At 67.0% G+C, this 21,689-nt stretch carries 21 protein-coding genes and 1 tRNA gene; 17 read left to right on the forward strand and 5 right to left on the reverse strand.

Annotated elements, in window-relative coordinates; all coding sequences use genetic code 11:
• Nucleotides 1–45: 45 nt before the first annotated feature.
• The 4 genes from CXR42_RS05950 to fabI form a co-directional block, all read right to left on the reverse strand.
• Nucleotides 46–1,239, reverse strand: coding sequence for an aminotransferase (locus CXR42_RS05950; RefSeq protein ID WP_103256523.1), 1,194 nt, complete (start codon nt 1,237–1,239; stop codon nt 46–48).
• Nucleotides 1,240–1,318: 79 nt separating this feature from the next.
• Nucleotides 1,319–1,843, reverse strand: a complete 525-nt coding sequence (gene gpt, locus CXR42_RS05955) for a xanthine phosphoribosyltransferase (protein ID WP_103256524.1) — start codon at nt 1,841–1,843, stop codon at nt 1,319–1,321.
• A gap of 13 nt (nt 1,844–1,856) precedes the next feature.
• Entirely contained in the window at nt 1,857–2,471 is a 615-nt protein-coding gene (locus CXR42_RS05960; protein WP_103256525.1) for a LysE family translocator, read from the reverse strand.
• Complete coding sequence (gene fabI / locus CXR42_RS05965; protein ID WP_103256526.1) at nt 2,468–3,298, reverse strand: enoyl-ACP reductase FabI; 831 nt, start codon at nt 3,296–3,298, stop codon at nt 2,468–2,470. The genes CXR42_RS05960 and fabI overlap by 4 nt, the downstream gene beginning before the upstream one ends.
• A 97-nt stretch (nt 3,299–3,395) precedes the next feature.
• On the opposite strand from fabI, the gene pdxH reads away from it, so the two are divergent.
• From pdxH to lexA, 15 genes are all read left to right on the forward strand, one after another.
• Entirely contained in the window at nt 3,396–4,013 is a 618-nt protein-coding gene (gene pdxH, locus CXR42_RS05970) for a pyridoxamine 5'-phosphate oxidase (RefSeq protein ID WP_103256527.1), read from the forward strand.
• A 117-nt stretch (nt 4,014–4,130) separates the two neighbouring features.
• Nucleotides 4,131–4,664 (forward strand): cold-shock protein, encoded by a 534-nt coding sequence (locus CXR42_RS05975; RefSeq protein WP_103256528.1) that lies wholly within the window; start codon nt 4,131–4,133, stop codon nt 4,662–4,664.
• The gene (locus CXR42_RS05980) at nt 4,664–5,143 is read left to right on the forward strand and encodes a DUF192 domain-containing protein (RefSeq protein WP_103256529.1); all 480 of its coding nucleotides are present in this window, start codon (nt 4,664–4,666) and stop codon (nt 5,141–5,143) included. Before CXR42_RS05975 ends, CXR42_RS05980 begins: the two co-directional genes overlap by 1 nt.
• A gap of 41 nt (nt 5,144–5,184) precedes the next feature.
• Nucleotides 5,185–5,261 (forward strand) — tRNA-Pro (locus tag CXR42_RS05985).
• Between the two features lie 131 nt (nt 5,262–5,392).
• Entirely contained in the window at nt 5,393–6,823 is a 1,431-nt protein-coding gene (locus CXR42_RS05990; RefSeq protein WP_103257054.1) for a protein adenylyltransferase SelO, read from the forward strand.
• Between the two features lie 203 nt (nt 6,824–7,026).
• The gene (locus tag CXR42_RS05995; RefSeq protein ID WP_103256530.1) at nt 7,027–7,581 is read left to right on the forward strand and encodes a helix-turn-helix domain-containing protein; all 555 of its coding nucleotides are present in this window, start codon (nt 7,027–7,029) and stop codon (nt 7,579–7,581) included.
• Between the two features lie 143 nt (nt 7,582–7,724).
• Entirely contained in the window at nt 7,725–8,930 is a 1,206-nt protein-coding gene (locus CXR42_RS06000; protein ID WP_245875347.1) for a glycine C-acetyltransferase, read from the forward strand.
• Nucleotides 8,927–9,964: an L-threonine 3-dehydrogenase gene (gene tdh, locus CXR42_RS06005; protein WP_425444841.1), complete on the forward strand. Its 1,038-nt coding sequence runs from the start codon at nt 8,927–8,929 to the stop codon at nt 9,962–9,964. Before CXR42_RS06000 ends, tdh begins: the two co-directional genes overlap by 4 nt.
• A gap of 276 nt (nt 9,965–10,240) precedes the next feature.
• Nucleotides 10,241–11,653: a mannose-1-phosphate guanylyltransferase/mannose-6-phosphate isomerase gene (locus tag CXR42_RS06010; protein WP_103257057.1), complete on the forward strand. Its 1,413-nt coding sequence runs from the start codon at nt 10,241–10,243 to the stop codon at nt 11,651–11,653.
• Nucleotides 11,654–11,894: 241 nt separating this feature from the next.
• A complete protein-coding gene (locus CXR42_RS06015) occupies nt 11,895–12,482 on the forward strand; it encodes an aminodeoxychorismate/anthranilate synthase component II (protein WP_103256531.1) in 588 nt (195 codons plus the stop codon).
• Nucleotides 12,479–13,492, forward strand: coding sequence for an anthranilate phosphoribosyltransferase (trpD, locus tag CXR42_RS06020; RefSeq protein ID WP_103256532.1), 1,014 nt, complete (start codon nt 12,479–12,481; stop codon nt 13,490–13,492). The genes CXR42_RS06015 and trpD overlap by 4 nt, the downstream gene beginning before the upstream one ends.
• Before the next feature lie 10 nt (nt 13,493–13,502).
• On the forward strand, nt 13,503–14,315 hold the full coding sequence (gene trpC / locus CXR42_RS06025) for an indole-3-glycerol phosphate synthase TrpC (RefSeq protein ID WP_103256533.1): 813 nt from the start codon (nt 13,503–13,505) through the stop codon (nt 14,313–14,315).
• A complete protein-coding gene (gene moaC, locus CXR42_RS06030) occupies nt 14,312–14,788 on the forward strand; it encodes a cyclic pyranopterin monophosphate synthase MoaC (RefSeq protein WP_103256534.1) in 477 nt (158 codons plus the stop codon). Before trpC ends, moaC begins: the two co-directional genes overlap by 4 nt.
• Nucleotides 14,788–15,957, forward strand: coding sequence for a molybdopterin molybdotransferase MoeA (locus tag CXR42_RS06035; protein ID WP_103256535.1), 1,170 nt, complete (start codon nt 14,788–14,790; stop codon nt 15,955–15,957). The genes moaC and CXR42_RS06035 overlap by 1 nt, the downstream gene beginning before the upstream one ends.
• Nucleotides 15,958–16,036: 79 nt before the next feature.
• Nucleotides 16,037–16,723 carry a transcriptional repressor LexA gene (gene lexA / locus CXR42_RS06040; protein WP_103256536.1) on the forward strand — a complete coding sequence of 229 codons (687 nt, stop codon included), beginning with the start codon at nt 16,037–16,039 and terminating at the stop codon, nt 16,721–16,723.
• On the opposite strand, the gene CXR42_RS06045 is transcribed toward lexA, so the two are convergent.
• Nucleotides 16,717–18,810, reverse strand: coding sequence for a ComEC/Rec2 family competence protein (locus CXR42_RS06045; protein WP_245875348.1), 2,094 nt, complete (start codon nt 18,808–18,810; stop codon nt 16,717–16,719). The genes lexA and CXR42_RS06045 overlap by 7 nt on opposite strands.
• 83 nt (nt 18,811–18,893) lie before the next feature.
• Between CXR42_RS06045 and gltX the strand changes: the two genes are divergently transcribed.
• Together gltX and CXR42_RS06055 are read left to right on the forward strand one after the other, a co-directional pair.
• Nucleotides 18,894–20,294: a glutamate--tRNA ligase gene (gltX, locus tag CXR42_RS06050; RefSeq protein WP_103256537.1), complete on the forward strand. Its 1,401-nt coding sequence runs from the start codon at nt 18,894–18,896 to the stop codon at nt 20,292–20,294.
• A gap of 94 nt (nt 20,295–20,388) precedes the next feature.
• Complete coding sequence (locus CXR42_RS06055; RefSeq protein ID WP_103256538.1) at nt 20,389–21,678, forward strand: citrate synthase; 1,290 nt, start codon at nt 20,389–20,391, stop codon at nt 21,676–21,678.
• Nucleotides 21,679–21,689 lie beyond the last annotated feature (11 nt).

Consider the following 21,689-nt stretch of genomic DNA (forward strand, 5'->3'; position numbering starts at 1 on the left):
TGGACAAGGTGAATAGTGGCTGGGGCGCAGCGCGGCAAGGCCGCATCAGGGCCGGAAGGCCGCCAGCCTGCGGAACATTTCCGCGATGCCTGCCGCATCGACATTGGCAAAGGCGATGCGGATCTGCCGTTTGCCGGCCGCGCTGCCCTCGGGCTGGAACATCGTCCCCGGCAGCATCAGAAGCGAGGCATCCGTGACCAGCCGCTTGCACAAGGCGTCCGAGGGGATGTCGAACGGGTGTTCGACATAGGCAAAGTACGCCCCGCAGCCCAGAAGCTTCCACCCCGCCAGCGCGGCGAAGCCCCCGACCATCGCGGTGCGGCGGGCCAGGATCTCGTCCCGCTCTCCCGCGACCCATTGGCCCAGGTTGCGCATCCCCCACAGCGCGCCGATCTGGCCCAGCTGGCTGGGGCAGATCGCGACGGTATCCAGGAACTTCTCCACCTCGGCCAGCCTTGCTGCGCCCGCCACGATGCTGCCGACCCGGTGCCCGGTCAGCCGGTAGGCCTTGGAGAAGCTGTAAAGCTGCACCACCGTATCCTGCCAGCCGGGGTCGAGGAACAGGTCATGCGGCCGCCCGCCCAGTTCGATGGAATGGCGGCTGTCGAAATCGCGGTAAGTCTCGTCGATGATCAGCGCCAGGCCATGGGCGCGGGCGAGGTCGCGGAAGGCCGCCACCGTCTCGGCCGGGTATTCCACCCCGCCGGGGTTGTTCGGCGTGACCAGCACGATGGCCCTGGTGCGCGGGGTGATCAGCGCCTCGGCCGCCGCCGCGTCCGGGATCAGCGTGGCCCCGGTATCCAGCGGCACGGCGCGGACGCCGGTCATGTCCAGCCACATCTTGTGATTGAAATACCACGGCGTCGGCAGGATCACCTCGTCCCCCGCCCCGGCCAGCGTCGCCATCACCGCGCAGAAGGCCTGGTTGCACCCTTGGGTGATCGCCACCTCTTGTGCGCCAATCGTCCCGCCATAGGCGACCGAGAACTGGCGCGCGATTTCGTCGCGCAGCGCCGGCAGGCCCAGGACCGGCCCGTACAGATGCGCCGCCGGATCGTTCAGCGCCGCATCCGCCAGCGCTTGGCGCAGGCCCAGCGGCGGGCTTTCCACCGGGGCGGCCTGGCTGACGTTGATCAGCGGCCGGCCCTCGGGATGGACCACCCCCTCCAGCCAGCGCCGCGCCTCCATCACCGGGGGCGGCTCGGTCGCGGCGAAAGCAGGGTTCAGCGGCAGGCTCATCGCGACACCTCCTCGTGCGCTTCGCGTCTCGTCGGAAGCGCCCGCCAGCGACGAGCGCATGCAATGCGACGAGGAGCGGTCAGTCGGTCCCACGCATCGGTTGGACATATTGCAGCGCCATGTCCCAGGGGAAGAAGATCCAGGTGTCCTGGCTGACGCTGGTGATATAGGTATCGGCCTGTTTCTCACCCTCGGGCTTGGCATAGACGCAGGCGAAATGCGCCTTGGGATACAGGCCCCGGATCAGCTCCAGCGTCTTGCCGCTGTCCACCAGGTCATCGACGATCAAGACGCCGGTGCCATCGCCCATCACCTCGGCATTCGGGGCCTTGATCACCTGCGCCTCGCGCCGCTGGTCCTGCTTGCCGCCGCCCGAGTGGTACGACTTGACCGAGATCGAGTCGACCACGCGAATGTCCAGCTCACGGCTGACGATCATCGCCGGCACCAGCCCGCCCCGGGTGATCCCGACCACGGCCTTCCAGGTGCCGCCCTCGCCCGGGCCCTTGCCATCCAGCCGCCAGGCCAGTGCCCGCGCGTCGCGGTGGATCTGGTCCCAGCTGACGTGAAACCCTTTTTCATGCGGCAGGCGGTCGGCGGACATGGCGCGCGCTCCTTCAGGTGGCGACGATCTTGACCCCCAGCAGGGCGAGCATCCCGCCGAAGCTGCGGTCGATAACGGTTTTCAGGCTGATATACCGCGCCCGCGTCCGGTCCAGCGAGAAGATCCGCGCCACCAGGCTGTTCCAGACCGCCTCGGCCGCAAAGATCACCGCCAGAAGCAGGCCCAGCACCCAGACCGGCGTGGCCGCGTCCAGTGTGCCCAGGAAGATCGACGAAAACATCACCGCCGCCTTCGGGTTCGCCAGGTTGGTCCACAGCCCCAGCCGGAACGCGGCGAAAGCCGAGCGTGGGACCGGCCGGCTGTCCTGCGTGACGAAGGGCACCTTCGCATCGCGCCACAGATGCCAGGCCATCCACAACAGATAAGCCGCGCCGCCGATCTTCAGCACCCACAGCAGCGAGGGGGCCGCGTCGAACACCAGATGCAGCCCGAACATCGCCGCCACGGCCCAGATCACCGCGCCAGAGGCGATGCCCAGCGCCAGCATCACGCCGGTGCGAAAGCCCTCGGTCAGCCCGGTGCGGGCCGACATAAGGACCGCCGGACCAGGAGAGACGGCGGCAAAGATCACCAGGCCGGCAAAGGCCAGGAAGGCCGCAAGGCTCACTGGCCGTTTTCCTTCTTGCCGGTCACGACGTCGATATCCGGCGCGTCGATCGCCTTCATGCCGACCACGTGATAGCCCGCGTCGACATGCAGGTTCTCGCCCGTGGTGCCGGACCCCAGGTCCGACAGCAGGTACAGCGCGGCCTTGCCGACCTCTTCCTGCGTCACGTTGCGGCGAAGGGGCGAGTTCAACTCGTTCCACTTCATGATATAGCGGAAATCGCCGATCCCGCTGGCGGCAAGCGTCTTGATCGGCCCGGCGCTGATCGCGTTCACCCGGATGCCGTCCCGGCCCAGATCCTCGGCCAGATACTTGACGCTGGCCTCCAGCCCGGCCTTCGCCACGCCCATCACGTTGTAATGCGGCATGACCTTTTCCGCGCCGTAATAGGTCAGCGTCAGCAGACTGCCGCCCTGCGCCATCATCCCGGCGGCACGCTGGCACACGGCGGTGAAGGAATAGACCGAAATATCCATCGCCAGCGCGAACCCCGCGCGGCTGGTGTCGACATAGCGGCCGCGGAGTTCGTTCTTGTCGGCGAACCCGATGGCATGGACCAGAAAGTCCAACTGGCCCCATTCCGCCTTCAGCGCGGTGAACAGCGCGTCGATGCTTTCGTCGCTGCCGACATCGCATTCATGCAGGATCGGCTTGCCCAGGCTGGCCGCCAAAGGCTCAACCCGCTTTTTCAGCGCCTCGCCCTGGTAACTGAACGCCAGCTCTGCGCCCTGTGCGGCGACGGCTTGCGCGATCCCCCAGGCGATGGACTTGTCGTTCGCAAGTCCCATGATCAGGCCACGCTTGCCCTGCATCAGTCCGGTTGACATTCCTGACCCCTCGCCCACTTTTCATTGGCAATGACGTGTAGGCGAAGCGCGGCCGTCCTTCAAGGCAGGTCCGAAGCGCCAGGGTAAGGAGTTCCCCATGGACCGCAGCGGCATCTTCGCAGGCGAGGACCCCTTCGCGCTGGCGCAAAGCTGGCTGGCCGAGGCCGAGGCCGTCGAGCCGAACGATCCCAACGCCATCGCGCTGGCCACGGTGGACCAGGACGGTCTGCCCAATGTCCGCATGGTGCTGCTGAAAGAGATCGAGACCGCAGGCGAAGGCGGCGGCGCCTTCGTCTTTTACACCAACTACACCTCGAAGAAGGGGCAAGAGCTTTCGGCCTCGGGCAAGGCGGCCTTCGTCTTGCACTGGAAATCGCTACGCCGCCAGATTCGGGTCCGCGGGCTGGTCAGCCGCGAAGAAGGGACGCAGGCCGACGAATATTTCGCCAGCCGCAGCCTGAAATCGCGCCTTGGCGCCTGGGCCAGCCAGCAATCGCAGCCCCTCTCCTCGCGTGAGGCGCTGATGGCCGAGGCGGCGAAGGTCGCCGTCACCAAGGGCCCGAATCCGCCCCGCCCGCCCTTCTGGGGTGGCTTCCGCATTCGCCCGGTCGAGATCGAATTCTGGGCCGACGGTAACTTCCGGTTGCACGACCGCTTTCGCTGGTCGCGCAGTTCGGTGGATGCGGCCTGGCAGGTCCTTCGGCTTAACCCTTAGTTTTCAAGGGCTCGCCTGCACTCCGCAAGGTAAATGGCAATTTCCCCTTGAACCCGGCGCCGACTTGGCCGCAATTGTGCGACTTAAGGGGCTCATTCTGGGGAGAAGGCTCTGCACATGACGGAAGACGAAGAGGTCATGCAGCTCGTGCATGGTCGCGTTAAGTGGTTTGATCCTTCCAAGGGTTTTGGTTTCATCGTTTCGGAACACACCGACTCGGATATCCTTCTGCACGCGAACGTTCTTCGGAACTTCGGGCAGGGGTCCGTGGCGGACGGGGCAGGAATCGTGGTGCGCGTCCAGCGGACGCAACGCGGGGTTCAGGCTGTGGAAGTGGTAAGGATCGACCCGCCGGAAGGCGCGGTGTTTCCTCTGGGCGAAGAAGCCAGCGAGCTGGTCGGAGAGGACATTCTGACGCTCGCGCTGGAACCAGCGCGTGTGAAGTGGTTCGACAAGGGCAAGGGCTTCGGCTTTGCCAATGTCTTCGGCAGGCCCGAGGACGTGTTCATCCATGCCGAGGTGCTGCGCGTCTCGGGCTTTGCCGACCTTACGGCCGGCGAGGCGGTCGCCCTTCGGATCATCGAGGGGCGGCGCGGGCGGATGGCCGTTCAGGTCGTATCCTGGGAAGCCGCCGCACGGGATGTGTCCTGATGCGGCGTGCGGCTGGTCTCGCACTGGCCCTTCTGCTCGCGCTGCCTGGTGCAGCGCGGGCCGAAGCGGCCTGTGCGCCCGACCGGCTTGACCTGCGCTGGCAGGGCGGCAGCGAAAGCTTTGCCGTGGAAGTTGCCGACGACGATGCCGAACGGGCGCGCGGCCTGATGTTCCGCGAAAGCATGGACGCAGGCGCCGGCATGCTGTTCGTCTATGACAGCCCGCGCCGCGCGCGGTTCTGGATGAAGAACACCCTGATTCCGCTGGACATGATCTTCGCCGACGCGACCGGCGCGGTGACGCGCGTCCATTCCAACGCCATTCCCGGCGACCTGACCCCGATCGACGGCGGCGAGGGCGTGGCCTATGTCCTGGAAATCAACGGCGGCCTGGCCGAACGGCTGGGTATCACGCCCGGGGCCCAGTTGCGCCACCCCGCTATCCCTGCCGGCAGTGCTGCCTGGCCCTGCGACCGCTAAAGGCTTTTCATTCCCTGCGCTTCCGGGTATGGGGGCGCTGTCGGGGCGTAGCGCAGCCTGGTAGCGCGACGGTTTTGGGTACCGTAGGTCGAGAGTTCGAATCCCTCCGCCCCGACCACCTTCTCCAGCTTGGCCCTCCCGCCGCCCCTGGCGCTGCCGCGAATTCCGAACGGAATTCGGCCCGATTTCCGTTCGGAAATCGCCGTCTCGCAGGTTGTCATCGCCGGGGGCAAGGCGCATATCCCCTGCATGACCATCGCCTTCGAACATTCCTACGCGCGCGACCTGCCCGGCACCTATCTGCGGGCCCGGCCCGACGCCGCCCCCGCCCCGCGCCTTCTGGTGCTGAACCAGGCCCTTGCCACCGACCTCGGCCTGCACCTGACCGAGGCCGAGGCGACCGACTGGTTCTCGGGCGCGGCCCTGCCACCAGACGCCGATCCCATCGCGCAGGCCTACGCCGGCCACCAGTTCGGCGGCTTCTCGCCGCAACTCGGCGACGGCCGCGCGCATCTTCTGGGCGAGGTGGTCGCCCCGGACGGTCGCCGCGTCGACATCCAGCTGAAGGGCTCGGGCCGCACCCCGTTCTCGCGCGGGGGCGACGGCAAGGCCGCCATCGGTCCCATGTTGCGGGAATATCTGATCTCGGAATTCATGGCCGCCGCCGGCGTGCCCACCACCCGTTCGCTGGCTGTCGTGGCAACCGGAGAAGAGGTCTGGCGCGAGACGAAGCTGCCCGGCGCGGTCCTGGCGCGCGTCGCCGCCAGCCATCTGCGCGTCGGCACCTTCCAGTTCTTTGCCGCCCGTGGCGACCGGGACCAGGTCAAGGCGCTGGCCGATTATGCCATCGCCCGCCACTACCCGGACCTGGCCGAGGCCGCGAACCCGTATCTGGCCCTCCTTGACGCTGTGATCGACCGGCAAGCCGCGCTTGTCGCCGAATGGATGGGCCTGGGCTTCATCCACGGCGTGATGAACACCGACAACATGGCCATCTCGGGCGAGACGATCGACTATGGCCCCTGCGCCTTCATGGAAGGCTACGCGCCCGGCACCGTCTTTTCCTCGATCGACCATCAGGGCCGCTATGCCTATGCCAACCAGCCGTTGATCCTGGCCTGGAACCTGGCGCGCCTGGCCGAAACGCTGGTCCCGCTGCTGGACGCGAACCAGGACAAGGCGATCGAGATCGCCAACGACCGCCTGACCGGCATTGCCTCCCGCTACCGGGAGGCGTGGCTGGCGGTGATGCGCCGCAAGCTTGGGCTGCTCGGCACGGACCAGGGCGATGCGGCCCTGGCCGATGACCTGTTGACCGCGATGCAGGGCGCGGACTGGACCCTGACCTTCCGCCGCCTCGCGGATGAGGCCGCCCTGCGCCCCCTCTTCGCGGACTTCACGCCGATGGAGGCCTGGCTTCCCCGCTGGCGCGCCCGTGCCGACGCTGGGGTTGGCGCTGGGGTCGGCGCTGGGGTCGCGGATCGTCTGGCCCAGGCCAACCCCGCCGTGATCCCGCGCAACCACCAGGTGGAAGAGGCGCTTTCCGCCGCCACCGATGGCGACATGACGCCCTTCCACGCGCTTCTTGCGGCGATCCAGGCGCCGTTTGCCGAGTCCGAGCCCTACATGCTTCCCGCCCCGACCGGCTTTGGCCACTACGTCACCTTCTGCGGCACCTGACCGGCCGCTCCTCGTGCGCCTTCGGCTTCTCGTCGCCAGCGAGGAGCGACGAAGTCGACGACGAGCAGTCCGTGGCTCACCTGAGCGAAGAGCGACGAAGTCGACGACGGGAGGTCCGTGGGCGACCCAAGCGAGGAGCGACGAAGTCGACGACGCGCGAACCCCCAGATTGACGCCCCCGCCCTTCCCCGCCACCATGGGCCATGGCCGACCGTTCCGACATTCATGACCGCCTCGCCGCCAGCCTGCGCACCGCCCGCAAGGCGCGCGGCCTGTCGCTTGATGCCGCCGCCAAACTGTCCGGGGTCAGCCGGTCTATGGTCAGCCAGATCGAACGTGGCGAGTCCTCGCCCACGGTCGCCACGCTCTGGGCCCTGACCCAGGCGCTGCAACTTGATTTTGCCGGGCTGCTGGAAGGCCGCCCCACGCCCGGGATCGAAGTGACCCGCGCCGGCACCGCCCCGGTCATCCAGCGCGGCGGCGTGACCATCCGCATCCTTTCGGCGCCCGAAAGCATCGGCCAGCACGAGGTTTACGAGTTGGCCTTCACCGCAGGCGCCCGCCTGACCTCGGACCCCCATTCCCCCGGCTGTCGCGAACACCTCACAGTGCTTGAGGGCCGCCTGACCGTCACCTCGGGCGAGGCGACCGAAAGGCTCGCCCTCGGGGATGTCGCCCGCTACCCGGCCGACCGCCCGCATCAGATTGCCGCCGACCCCGGCCCGGCGCGCGCGATCCTGATCGTGCAGGACAGTTGAACCTGCGGACCGGGGGTTTCACACCCCCGGACCCCCGTGGGATATTTGAGGACAGAAAATTCCAGCTTAACGGAGTTGATTCCGCAATATTGACTTAAGGCCTGCAGCCTGCCATTTTCCGACAAACCGGAGGGGATTCTGTAATGACGGAAATTTCGATGGATCGGGGCGCCTTCCTCAGCCACCTTGGCGCGACACTGGCCCAGATCGAGGCCGACGGACTGTTGAAGCGCGAGCGTCTGATCACCGGCGCGCAGGCTGCACATGTGCAGATGGCCGGGCGGCAGATGCTGAACCTTTGCGCCAACAACTATCTTGGCCTGGCCGACGACCCCCGCCTGATTGCGGCGGCAAAGCAGGCAATGGACGACCACGGATTCGGCATGGCCAGCGTGCGCTTCATTTGCGGCACGCAGGACCTGCACCGGCAGTTGGAAGCGCGGCTGGCCGCCTATCTTGGCCAGGACGACAGCATCCTCTTCGCCGCCTGTTTCGACGCCAACGGCGGTTTGTTCGAGCCGCTCCTCGGCTCCGAGGATGCCGTCATCTCCGACGCGCTGAACCATGCCAGCATCATCGACGGCATCCGGCTGTGCAAGGCGAAGCGCTATCGCTACGCCAACAACGACATGGCCGAGCTTGAGGCGCAGTTGCAGCAGGCCCGCGCGGACGGCGCCCGCTTCATCCTCATCGCGACCGACGGGGTTTTCTCGATGGATGGCTTCTACGCCAACCTGCCCGCGATCCGCACTCTTGCCGACCGCTACGGCGCGATGGTCATGGTTGACGACTGCCACGCCACCGGCTTCACCGGCCCGCAAGGCCGTGGCACCCCAGCCCGCGCGGGTGTTCAGGTCGATATCCTGACCGGCACCCTTGGCAAGGCGCTTGGCGGCGCGCTGGGGGGTTATATCGCCGGGCCGCAGCCCGTGATCGACCTTTTGCGCCAGCGCGCCCGGCCCTACCTTTTCTCCAACGCGCTGCCCCCCGCCGTCGTCGGCGCCGCCCTGGCCGCGCTCGACATCGTGGAACAGGCTGACGACCTGCGCGTCCAGCTTACAGAAAACGCGCGCTACTGGCGCGCGGGCCTCACCCAAGCCGGCTTCACTCTCCTGCCCGGCGACCACCCGATCATCCCCGTCATGCTGGGCGACGCCAAGCTTGCGCAGGCCATGGCCGCCGACCTGAACGCGAGTGGCGTCCATGTCGCCCCGTTCTTCTTCCCCGTCGTCCCCAAGGGCCAGGCCCGCATCCGCACCCAGATGAACGCGGCCCTGACCCGCGCCGACCTCGACTTCGCCCTCGACGCCTTCACCAAGGCCGGACACGCCACGGGAGTCCTCAGATGACCAACGAAATGAAGACCCTCGTCAAAGCCCGTCCCGAACCCGGCCTCTGGATGGAAACCCGCCCGGTGCCCGAGATCGGTCCCGACGACGTGCTGATCCGCATCAACAAGACCGGCATCTGCGGCACCGATATCCATATCTGGAACTGGGACGACTGGGCGCAAAAGACCGTCCCCGTGCCCCTCGTCACCGGCCATGAATTCGCCGGCGAGATCGTCGAGATCGGCCGCAATGTCGAAGGCCTGAGCATCGGCCAGCGCTGTTCGGGCGAAGGTCACCTGATCGGCAAGACCTCGCGCCAAAGCCGCTCGGGCAAGTTCCACCTTGACCCCGAAACCCGCGGCATCGGCGTCAATGAACCCGGCGCCTTCGCCCAATACCTGCGCCTGCCCGCCTTCAACGTCGTCCCCCTGCCCGACGCCATCGACGACGAGATCGGCGCGATCCTCGACCCCCTCGGCAACGCCGTCCACACTGCCTTGTCCTTCGACCTGATCGGCGAAGATGTCCTGATCACCGGCGCCGGCCCCATCGGCATCATGGCCGCCGCCGTCGCGCGGCACGTCGGCGCGCGCCATGTCGTCATCACCGACATCAACCAGGCCCGCCTCGACCTTGCCGGACAGGTCGCCGACGTAGTCCCGGTGAACGTCGCCACCACCGACCTCAAATCCGTCTACCCCAGCCTCAAGATGTCCCAGGGCTTCGACGTGGGGATGGAAATGTCCGGCTCGCAAGCCGCCCTGGACCAGATGGTCGAACACATGGTCATGGGCGGCCGCATCGCCATGCTGGGCATCCCGCCAGGGAAATCCCCCGTCGACTGGTCCCGCATCGTGTTCAAGGCGATCACGATCAAGGGCGTCTACGGCCGCGAGATCTTCGAGACCTGGTACAAGATGATCGCCATGCTGGAAAACGGCCTGGATATCCGCCGCGTGATCACCCACCGCTTCACAGTGGACGACTTCCAGCAGGGCTTTGCCGCCATGCGCTCGGGCCTGTCGGGCAAGGTCGTGCTGGACTGGCGTTAACCTTTCTGCCTACCATGGCTTGTGGTCCGGGCCACGCCCCCTACCGGGGATGGTTCGGGCCGCACGAATACTTGGGCGGCCTTGGTCCAAAGATGGCGAACCGGGGGCATTTGCCGCCGCTATGCCCTTGAAAGACCTCGGAAAGACCGGAAGGCTTTTACCATTTGGTAACCATTCCGCAGCCAGGGTACGGCAGGGACTACGGGTGAGGTTGACGTGGACGGCAGTGGTTATGAGGACCGCCCGGCACTTGCCGGCGGCAGGATTGGTGCGGGCCTGATTACGCCCGTTCTGCTTGCAGGGGGATCGGGCACCCGGCTTTGGCCGGTGTCGCGGGCGAAATTCCCCAAACAATTCGTGCCCCTGGTGGGTGAGGAAAGCCTATTCCAGGCCGCCGCCCGCCGCTTTGACGCCCAAGGCTTCGCCGCTCCCCTTGTCGTCACGGGCGAGGATTTTCGTTTCATAGCCGCCGAGCAACTGGAGGAGGTTGGGGTTACCCCCCAGACCCTGCTGATCGAGCCTGCGGGCCGCAACACCGCCCCCGCCGCCCTTGCCGCCGCCCTCCTCCTGGCGGCGACCGAACCGCAGGCGCTGATGCTGCTTGCGCCCTCAGACCAGATGATCCCCGACGCCGCCGCCTTCCGCGCCGCCGTGGACCGTGGCGCGCCTGCCGCGCGTGACGGCCGGATCGTCACCTTTGGCATCGCGCCCAGCCGGGCCGAAACCGGCTATGGCTGGCTGGAATGTGGGACACCCACCCACCCCGGCGTGCAGGCTCTGGTCCGTTTCATCGAAAAGCCGCCGCTGGACCTGGCGACGCAGCTTCTGCAAGACCCGCGCTATCTGTGGAACGCCGGCCTGTTCCTGACCCGCGCCGATGTGCTGATCGAAGCCGCCCGCCTGCATGCCCCGCAGATCCTTGCCCTGGCCGAGGCTGCCGTCGCCGCCGCCGAGGCCGACCTTGGCTTCATCCGCCTGGCCCCGGCCCCCTGGGACAAGGTGCCTGCCACCTCGATCGACCATGCGATCATGGAAAAGACCGACCGCCTGTCGGTCGTCCGCTATGACGGGCGCTGGAACGACCTTGGCTCTTGGGCCGCGGTCTTTGCCGAAACCCCGCGCGACGGGTCGGGGACCGCCGTCCACGGCCGCGCCACGGCGATGGACTGTGAGAACACGCTCCTGCGCTCGGAAAGCGACGGGGTGGAATTGATCGGGATCGGCCTGAAGAACGTCGTCGCCGTGGCGACGAAGGATGCGGTTCTGGTGGCCGACGCCGGTTCTTCTCAGGCAGTGCGGCTGGCGGTCGAGGCGTTGAAGGCCCAGGGTGCGGCACAGGCCACCGGCTTTGCGCGCGAATTGCGGCCCTGGGGCTGGTATGAAACCATCGGCGCGGGCGACCGCTTTCAGGTCAAGCGCATCCACGTCCATCCCGGCGCGGCGCTGTCGTTGCAATCCCACCTGCACCGGGCCGAACACTGGGTCGTCGTGCAAGGCACCGCGCGGGTCACCGTGGGCGATCAGGTCAGTCTGGTGGCCGAGAACCAGTCGATCTACGTCCCCCTGGGCGAGGTCCACCGCCTGGAAAACCCCGGCCGCGTGCCCGTAGACCTGATCGAGGTGCAGACCGGCACCTATCTGGGTGAGGATGACATCATCCGCTACCAGGATCGCTACGCCCGCTCCTGACGCTTTCGCCATGGCACCGACGCCCCAGGCGTAAGCCGGGGCCTCTTGGGTTCGGCGGCGCGACTTCCGGGCCAAAATCGTACCGTGGCAAAAGTTAACACTTCCTGAACGCCCACGAGCAAGCCACTGATATCGCTCCTGAACCCGGATTTGTCCACCGTGGACACCCTCGCAGCCCCCCGGTTTACACCGCCCCCTGCATCGGCGATAACCGGCGGCAACCGGCCCGAAGGTGACGCCCATGCTCCTCCTGATCGACAATTACGACAGCTTCACCTACAACCTCGTCCACTACCTGGGCGAGCTGGGGGCCGAGGTCGTCGTCAAGCGGAACGACGCCCTGCAGGTCCAGGACGTGATCGCGATGGCGCCCGAGGTGATCGTCCTCTCCCCCGGCCCCTGCGACCCCGCCGCCGCCGGGATCTGCCTGCCCCTGACCCGCGCCGCCGCGACGGCCGGCATCCCCCTCCTCGGCGTCTGCCTCGGCCACCAGACGATCGGCGAAGCCTTCGGCGGCAACGTCGTCCGCTGCCATGAGATCGTCCACGGCAAGATGGGGACCATGCACCAGTCCGGGAAAGGCGTGTTCCGCGGCCTGCCCTCACCCTTCCAGGCGACCCGGTACCACTCCCTCGTCGTCGACCGCGCCACCCTCCCGGCCGAGCTGGAGGTGACCGCCTGGCTGGAGGACGGCACGATCATGGGCCTGCGCCACCGCCAGCACCTGATCGAGGGCGTCCAGTTCCACCCCGAATCCATCGCCTCGGAACACGGCCACCAACTGCTGCGCAACTTCCTGGACGAGGCCAAGGCCCGGGTCCCGGCATGAGTGACGTCCTCAAGCCCCTGATCGGCATCGCCGCCAACCGCCCCCTCACCCGCACCGAGGCAGAGGCCGCCTTCAACGCGCTCTTCGAAGGCGAGGGCACCCCGGCCCAGATGGGTGGCTTCCTCATGGCGCTGCGCACCCGAGGCGAGACGGTCGACGAATACGCCGCCGCCGCCAGCGTGATGCGGTCGAAATGCAACCCGGTGAAAGCCCCCGAGGGCGCGATGGACATCGTCGGCACCGGTGGCGACGGCAAGGGCACGCTCAACATCTCGACCGCCACAGCTTTCGTGGTGGCCGGGGCGGGCGTCACCGTCGCCAAGCACGGCAACCGGAACCTGTCGTCCAAGTCCGGCGCGGCGGATGCGCTGACCGAGATGGGCCTGAACGTGATGATCGGCCCCGAGGTCGTGGAACGCTGCCTGGCCGAGGCCGGGATCGGCTTCATGATGGCCCCGATGCACCACCCCGCGATCCGCCATGTCATGCCGGTCCGCGCGGAACTTGGGACGCGGACGATCTTCAACATCCTTGGCCCTCTCACCAATCCCGCCGGGGTGAAGCGCCAGCTGACCGGCGCCTTCTCGGACGCGCTGATCCGCCCGATGGCCGAGACGCTGCTGACCCTGGGGTCCGAGAAGGCCTGGCTTGTCCACGGCTCGGACGGCACGGACGAGATCACCATTTGCGGCCCCACCTCTGTCTCGGCAGTGGAAAACGGGGCGGTGCGCGACTTTACCGTCCACCCGGAAGACGCGGGCCTAGCCCCCCACCCGTTCGAAGCGATCCTGGGCGGCACCCCGTCCGAAAACGCCGTCGCCTTCCGAGCCCTCCTCGACAGCGCGCCGGGGGCCTACCGCGACGCCGTCCTTCTGAACGCCGCCGCGGCCCTTGTGGTGGCCGACAAGGCGGGAACCCTGCGCGACGGCGTGGCGTTGGCCCGGGAGTCGATCGATTCCGGTGCGGCCAGGTCAAAGGTCGACGCGCTCCGCCGCCTGACGAACGCCTGAGAGGCCTTTCATGTCCACCATCCTCGACCGCATCAAGGCCTACAAGCTGGAGGAAGTGGCCAAGGCCAAGGCCGCCACGTCGCTGGCCGATCTGGAAGCCGCTGCCAAAGCCGCCAGCCCGCCCCGCGGGTTTGCCCGCGCCCTGCGCGAGGCGACGCTGACCGGATACGGTCTGATTGCCGAGATCAAGAAAGCCAGCCCGTCCAAGGGGTTGATCCGCCCCGACTTCGACCCACCCGCCCTGGCCAAGGCCTATGAGGCCGGCGGCGCGACCTGCCTGTCGGTCCTGACCGATGCGCCAAGTTTCCAGGGGGCCGACGAATACCTTGTGGCGGCGCATAACGCCGTCGCCTTGCCGTGCCTGCGCAAGGACTTCCTCTACGACCCCTGGCAGGTCACACAGTCGCGCGCCCTGAACGCGGACTGCATCCTGATCATCATGGCCTCGCTGGACGACAGCCAGGCGGCCGAGTTGGAAGCGGCAGCGATGGCGCTTGGCATGGACGTCCTGATCGAGGTCCACGACGAAGAGGAACTGGACCGCGCGGCGCTGCTGAAATCGCCGCTGATCGGGATCAACAACCGCAACCTGCACACGTTCGAGGTGACGCTGGACACGACGCGCAAACTGGCGCGGCGGGTTCCCGAGGACCGGATGATCGTCGCCGAAAGCGGGCTTTACACGGCCGACGACCTGGCCGATCTGGCGCAATACGGCGCGCGCTGCTTCCTGATCGGCGAAAGCCTGATGCGGCAAGCCGACGTCACCGCCGCGACCCGCGCGATCCTGGCGCGGCCCCTGACCGCGCAGGGCGGGCTGTGAGCGGCCTGTCCCATTTTGACGACCGCGGCCAGGCCCATATGGTCGACGTCTCGGCCAAGCCCGTCACCGACCGGGTGGCCGTTGCCATCGGCGCGGTGCGGATGACGGCCGAGACTTTGGCCCTGATCACCGAGGGCCGGGCAAAGAAGGGCGATGTCCTGTCCGTCGCGCGGCTGGCCGGCATCATGGCGGCCAAGAGGACCGCCGACCTGATCCCCCTGTGTCACCCGCTGCCGATCACCAAGGTCGCGCTTGAGTTGACCGCCGATCCCGCCCTTCCAGGCATCAGGATCGAGGCGACGGTCAAGACCTCGGGCCAGACCGGGGTCGAGATGGAGGCATTGACCGCCGTCTCGGTCGCGGCGCTGACGGTCTATGACATGGTCAAGGCGGTCGAGAAGTCGATGGTGATCGACGGGGTCAAGCTGATCCTGAAAGATGGCGGCAAATCAGGTCGATACGAGGCGAAGTGATGATTTCGGTTGAAGAGGCGCTTGCCCGCTGCCTGGCCCTTGCCGCGCCGCTTCCGCACGAAACGGTGCCGCTGGCCCAGGCTGCCGGCCGCTGGATGTGCAGCCCGGCCACCGCCCGCCGCGACCAGCCGCCCTTTCCGGCCTCGGCGATGGACGGCTATGCGGTGCAAGGCGACCCCGGCCCGGATGACACCTTCGTCGTGATCGGCGAGGCGGGGGCAGGCCACGCCTTTGCCGGCCCGGTTGGCTCTGGCCAGGCGGTGCGCATCTTCACCGGCGCGCCGGTACCCGCCGGTGCAACACGCGTGATCATCCAGGAGGATGTGGTGCGCGTGGGTGACCGGATCATCCTGAAGGACGGTCTGGACGCTGGCCTGCACATCCGGCCGCAGGGCCAGGATTTCCGGGCCGGCGATAGCCTCTCGCCCCGGCGCCTGCGGCCGAACGACCTGGCTTTGCTGGCGGCGATGAACATCTCGGCGGTGCAGGCGACCCGAAAGCCCGTGGTGGCCCTGGTCGCGACGGGGGACGAGTTGGTGATGCCCGGCGAAGACCCGGCGCCGGATCAGATCATCGCCTCGAACAGCTTTGCGCTGAAGGCCATGGTCGAGGCTGCCGGCGGTGAAGCGCGTCTTCTTCCCATCGCGCGGGATACAGAGGCGGAACTGGCCACGGTCCTGGGGCTGGCGGAAGGCGCGGATCTGATCGTCACGATCGGCGGGGCCTCGGTCGGGGACCATGATCTGGTGGGCAAGGTGGCGGGGCTGGAGCACAGCTTCTGGAAACTGGCGCTGCGGCCGGGCAAACCGCTGATGGCGGGCCGGTTGAACGGGGTGCCGATGCTGGGACTGCCCGGCAATCCGGTCAGCGCGATCGTCTGCGGCCATCTGTTTCTGCTGCCGATGGTCCGGGCGATGCTGGGCGACCCCGCGCCCGCGCCGAAACCCCTTATGGCGCGGTTGACCGTGGATCTGCCTGCCAATGGACCGCGCGCGCATTACATGCGCGCACGGCTGGCGCCCGGCGACGGGATGCCCGAGATCGCGCCTTTCGACCGGCAGGACTCGGCGCTTCTGTCGATCCTGGGACAGGCCGATGCGCTGCTTCTTCGTCCGGTCGATGCGCCAGCCTGTCGCGCGGGGGACACGGTGCCTTACCTTCCGCTTTAACCCCTTGTGGATATTTCTTGACACAAACCGGGAACACGGGCAGAACATTGCGTTAACACATGCTGTTGGGGGCCCGCATATGCTGACGCGCAAGCAGTTGGAACTTCTGGACTTCATCAAGAACCGGATGGACCGCGACGGGGTGCCGCCCTCGTTCGACGAGATGAAGGACGCGCTGGACCTGCGCTCGAAATCGGGGATCCACCGCCTGATTACCGCGCTTGAGGAGCGGGGCTTCATCCGCCGCCTTGCCCACCGGGCCCGCGCGCTGGAGATTGTGAAGCTGCCCGAGGCGATGGAAAAGCCCGGCTTCTCGCCCAAGGTGATCGCCGGCGACAAGGTCGACCCGCCGCGTGGCGCGCTGCCGATCTCGTCCGTCCATGCGATGGAACTGCCGGTGATGGGCCGCATTGCCGCAGGTGTCCCGATCGAGGCGATTTCCGAGGTGTCGCACCATGTTGCGGTCCCCGGCTCGATGCTCTCGGGCAAAGGGCAGCACTATGCCCTTGAGGTCAAAGGCGATTCCATGATCGAGGCCGGGATCAACGACGGCGATATCGTGGTCATCCGCGAGCAATCGACGGCCGACAACGGCGACATCGTCGTGGCGCTGGTCGAGGATCACGAGGCGACGCTGAAACGCTATCGCCGTCGCGGCACCATGATCGCGCTTGAGGCCGCGAACCCCGCCTATGAAACACGGGTGTTCCCCGATCACCTGGTCAAGGTGCAGGGCCGGCTGGTCGGCCTGATCCGCAGCTACTGACGCGCCAGATCCAGGGTCTTTCGGTTCAGGTCCGGCAACTCTACCCGGCGAGAGGGCGGCGACCAAAGGCGGCGTGCGCCCTTCGTCTGCTCGATCCGCAGGGTTTCGCCGTCAACCCAGATCGCCAGCGGTCCGGTCTGGGCCAACGCCGGTTGCTCCAGAAGCGGGCAACCTTCGGGCGGACGCTCTGCCTTTGCCGCAAGGATGACCAGGTCGGCGGTTCGGCATAGCTCCTCCAGCTTGGCCTCGGCCCCCCGGCCCGACAGCGCGACCGCCCGTAGCCCGGCAAGATCGAACCAACGCTCTCCCTTCGGCCCGTCAAAGCCCGGACGCTCGGCCGCCTTTGCCTGCGCCAGAAGGTCGCCGTCGTTCTGCAACCAGTTTTCGGCCGCAAATCCACCGCCCTTCGCAGCGGAAAGCGCCCGGCCTTCCGGTCCGGCCAGCCCCACCAGGCGTCCATCACCCGAGATCAGCAGGCTTGGCCGCTCGGCCGTGGCCCACAGACCCAGCGCCACCAGCATGGGCAGGACACCGGCCAACTGCACCCTGCCCCGCCAAAGGATCAGCCAGATCGCCCCCAGCGTGAACAGCGGCAGCACCCAGGGGCCGGGCGCCGGGATCGCGGTCACCGCCCCCTCCAGGCCCGCAATCCAGTGGGCGACGAACAGGATCCAGCGCGCGCCCTGCTCCATGAACCACAGGGGTAGCCAGGCCAGGCCCAGCGGGGCCAGAAGCGCCGCCACCGCGCCGGCCGGCATAATGACCGCGCCCATGACCGGCACGGTCAGCACGTTCGCCAGCAGCCCATAGTCCGTGAACCGGTTGAAATGCGCCGCCGCGTAGGGCGCGGTCGACAGCCCGCCGATCAGCGAGGACAGGACCAGCGTGAACACCGGCATCAGCCATCGCGGCACCCGCTCGCGGTAGATGCTGCCGTCCAGCGCCGCAAAGCCCACGATCAGCGCGATGGTGGCAGCGAAGGACATCTGAAATCCCGGCTCCAGCAGGCTTTCGGGCTTCAGGAGTAGCAGGATCATCGCCGCCACAGCCACCGACCGCAGCGTCAGGGCGCGGCGGTCCAGCAGCACCGCCCCCAGCATCACCGCGATCATGATGAAGGCCCGCTCGGTCGCCACATTGGCCCCGGAGAGCAGGAGATAGAACAGCGCCACGCCCAAGCTGACCACCGCCGCGACCTTCTTGGTGTTCACCCGCAGCGCGACATAGGGGATCAGCGCCAGACCATAGCGGAACAGCGCAAAGACGAAGGCGGTCAGGAACGCCATGTTCATGCCCGAGATCGCCAGAAGATGCGCCAGAGAGCTGTCGCGCAGCGCCTGCACCGTGTCTTCCGTGATCGCCGAGCGGTCGCCGGTCATCGCCCCCGCCGCGAAGGCACCCGCCTGGCCGTCCATATGGGCCAGCATCCCTTGCGTCAGCCAGCTGCGCAGCCGGTCGATGGGCAGCGCGCCGTCCAGGGGCTGTTCCAGCAGCAAGACCGGCGTCCGGGTATAGCCGACCGCGCCCAACTGGTCGAAAAAGGCCATGCGGCGAAAGTCGAAGGCGCCGGGTTCCACCGGCCCGTCGGGCGCGGCGAGGTTCGCGGTCAGGATCACGACATGTCCGGGCATCGGTTGCAGCCAGGCCTGTTCGCCCTGCAACGAGACCCGGACCCGCGCCGGCGTCCTGTCGGGCGGCGCCTCGCGCAGGACCACCTGGTCAAGCGTCAGCCGCAGCGCATCGGATTGCGAGCGGTCGATCTCGACGATCCGCCCCTCGACCGGGCCATAGTAGCGGAAGGTCAGCATCGGCGCGTCCAGCGCATGGGCGCGGATGCCGGCCGCGATCCAGCCAGCCGCCAGGGCCGCCACCGCCAGGCCAAGCGGACGCGCGAGGTCCAGCTTTGCGGCAAGGACCAGCCCGGCAGTCCCCAGCCCGGCTGCAAGCGCATAGCTGCCGGCCCCCGGCTCGACCGAGACCGAAAACCAGACGCCGACGCCACAGCCGATCAGCACGGCGATCCAGGGGAACAGCATCCCCTGCATCGTCTGCAACGCCACGAGCGGCGCGATCAGGGCCCTGGCCACGCCCACCTTGTTTCCCACCCCGCGATTGCCTAAACCCGCTGGACTCCTACACCTCGCATGGTTTCCGAAAGGTTAATGCCGTCATGTCCGCACCTGTCGTCACCCGCTTCGCGCCCTCGCCCACCGGGTATCTGCATATCGGCGGCGGGCGGACGGCGCTGTTCAACTGGCTGTATGCCCGGGGTCGCGGCGGCAAGTTCCTGCTGCGGATCGAGGATACCGACCGCGAACGCTCGACCCCCGAAGCCACGGCCGCGATCCTGCGCGGGCTGACCTGGCTGGGCCTGGACTGGGACGGCGAGGTGGTCAGCCAGTTCGAACGTCGCGATCGCCATGCGCAGGTGGCGCATGAGATGCTGGCGCGAGGAACGGCTTACAAGTGCTTCTCGACGCAGGAAGAAATCGCCGCCTTCCGCGCGGCGGAAGAGGCTGCGGGCCGCTACCCGGTGTTCCTGTCGCCCTGGCGCGACGCGGACCCGGCGACCCACCCGGATGCCCCGTTTGCCATCCGCATGAAAGCCCCCCGCACCGGTGAGACGGTTATCGAGGACCAAGTCCAGGGCCGCGTGGTCATCAAGAACGAGACGCTGGACGACATGATAGTGCTGCGCAGCGACGGGACGCCGGTCTACATGCTGGCCGTGGTCGTCGATGACCACGACATGGGGGTCACGCATGTCATTCGCGGCGACGATCACCTGAACAACGCGGCCCGTCAGCAGATGGTGTATGACGCGATGGGTTGGACCGTGCCGATCTGGGCGCATATCCCTCTGATCCACGGGCCGGACGGCAAGAAGCTGTCCAAGCGCCATGGGGCGACCGGCGTCGAGGAATACCAGGCGATGGGCTATCCGGCCGCCGGGATGCGCAACTATCTGACGCGTCTGGGCTGGGCGCATGGCGACGCCGAGATCTTCACCAGCGACGAGGCGATGCAGATGTTCGACCTGAAGGGAATCGGTCGCGCCCCGGCGCGGCTGGATTTCAAGAAGCTGGAGAATACCTGCGGCCACCACATGGCGATGGCCGATGATGCCGCACTGCTGCATGAATTGCAGGCTTTCCTGGCCGCGGCCGGGCGTGAGTCGCTGACGGACATGCAAAAGGCGCGGATGGCGGCGGCGCTGCCCTTCTTGAAGAAATCTGCGAAGACCTTCCCGGAACTTATGGAAAAGGCGGCATTTCTGCTGATCGAACGCCCCATTTCCCCCGAGACCAAGGCGGCGGAGTCCCTCGATACGGTATCCCGTGGTATACTGAAATCATTGACGCCGCGCCTGCAAAATGCTAGCTGGACCAAGGACGCGCTGGAGCCCATCCTGACCGAGATCGCCACTGAAAACGGCATCGGGTTCGGCAAGCTTGCAGCGCCCCTGCGCGCCGCCATCGCGGGCCGCAGCGTGACGCCTTCGGTTTACGACATGATGCTTACCATCGGTCGGGAAGAAACCGTCGCAAGGCTGATGGACGCGGCCGGCTAGGCCCGCCCCCCGGTCTTGCAGCCGCCCCTGCCGGGGTGCAGGATAGCCAATGGCCGCCCCTGCCAGGGTGCGACCGCCATGACCGGGGAGAACCATGTCGGACAAAGTCGCGAAGCTTGAACTGGACGGTAAGACCTACGACCTGCCGGTCCACAAACCCACCATCGGCCCCGATGTGCTGGACATCCGCAAGCTTTACGGCGAGGCGGACGTGTTCACCTTCGACCCGGGCTTCACCTCGACCGCCGCTTGCGAAAGCGCGATCACCTATATCGACGGCGACAAGGGCGAACTCTTGTATCGCGGCTACCCGATCGAGCAGTTGGCCGAGAAATCGACCCATCTCGAAGTCTGCTATCTGCTGCTGTACGGTGAACTTCCGACTGCCGCGCAACTGGCCGATTTCACCCAGCGCGTGACCCGCCACACGATGGTGCATGAACAGATGCACTATTTCTTCCGCGGTTTCCGCCGCGACGCGCATCCGATGGCGACGATGGTGGGCGTGGTCGGCGCGATGGCGGCCTTCTACCACGACAGTACCGACATCAACGATCCCTGGCAGCGTGAGGTCGCGGCGATCCGCATGATCGCCAAGCTGCCAACCATTGCCGCGATGGCCTACAAGTATTCGGTGGGCCAACCCTTCGTCTATCCGAAGAACGCCCATAGCTATGCGGGCAACTTCCTGCACATGTGCTTTGCCGTCCCGGCCGAGGATTACGTCGTCAATCCGGTCCTGGAAAAGGCGATGGACCGCATCATGATGCTGCATGCGGACCATGAGCAGAACGCCTCGACCTCGACCGTCCGTCTGGCCGGCTCCTCGGGTGCCAACCCGTTTGCCTGCATCGCGGCTGGCATTGCCTGCCTTTGGGGTCCGGCGCATGGCGGGGCGAACCAGGCCTGCCTGGAGATGCTGAAGGAAATCGGCAGCGTCGACCGCATCCCGGAATACATCGCCAAGGCCAAGGACAAGAATTCGGGCTTCCGCCTGATGGGCTTTGGCCACCGGGTCTACAAGAACTTCGACCCGCGCGCCAAGGTGATGAAGGAATCCGCCGACGAAGTGCTGGGGCTGCTTGGGGTCGAGAACAACCCCCTTCTCCAAGTCGCCAAGGAGCTGGAGCGGATTGCGCTGGAGGACGAATACTTCGTCTCGAAGAAGCTTTACCCGAACGTCGACTTCTACTCGGGCATCATCCTGGAGGCGATGGGCTTCCCGACCTCGATGTTCACGCCGATCTTCGCGATTTCGCGGACCGTTGGCTGGATCAGCCAGTGGAAAGAGATGATCGCCGACAAGAACCAGAAGATCGGGCGTCCGCGGCAGCTGTACATCGGCCCGGCCCAGCGCGACTACGTCGACCTGCGCCACCGCTGATCGGAAGGGGC

This window comes from Tabrizicola aquatica (assembly GCF_002900975.1).
In the GTDB taxonomy this organism is placed as follows: Bacteria; Pseudomonadota; Alphaproteobacteria; order Rhodobacterales; family Rhodobacteraceae; genus Tabrizicola; species Tabrizicola aquatica.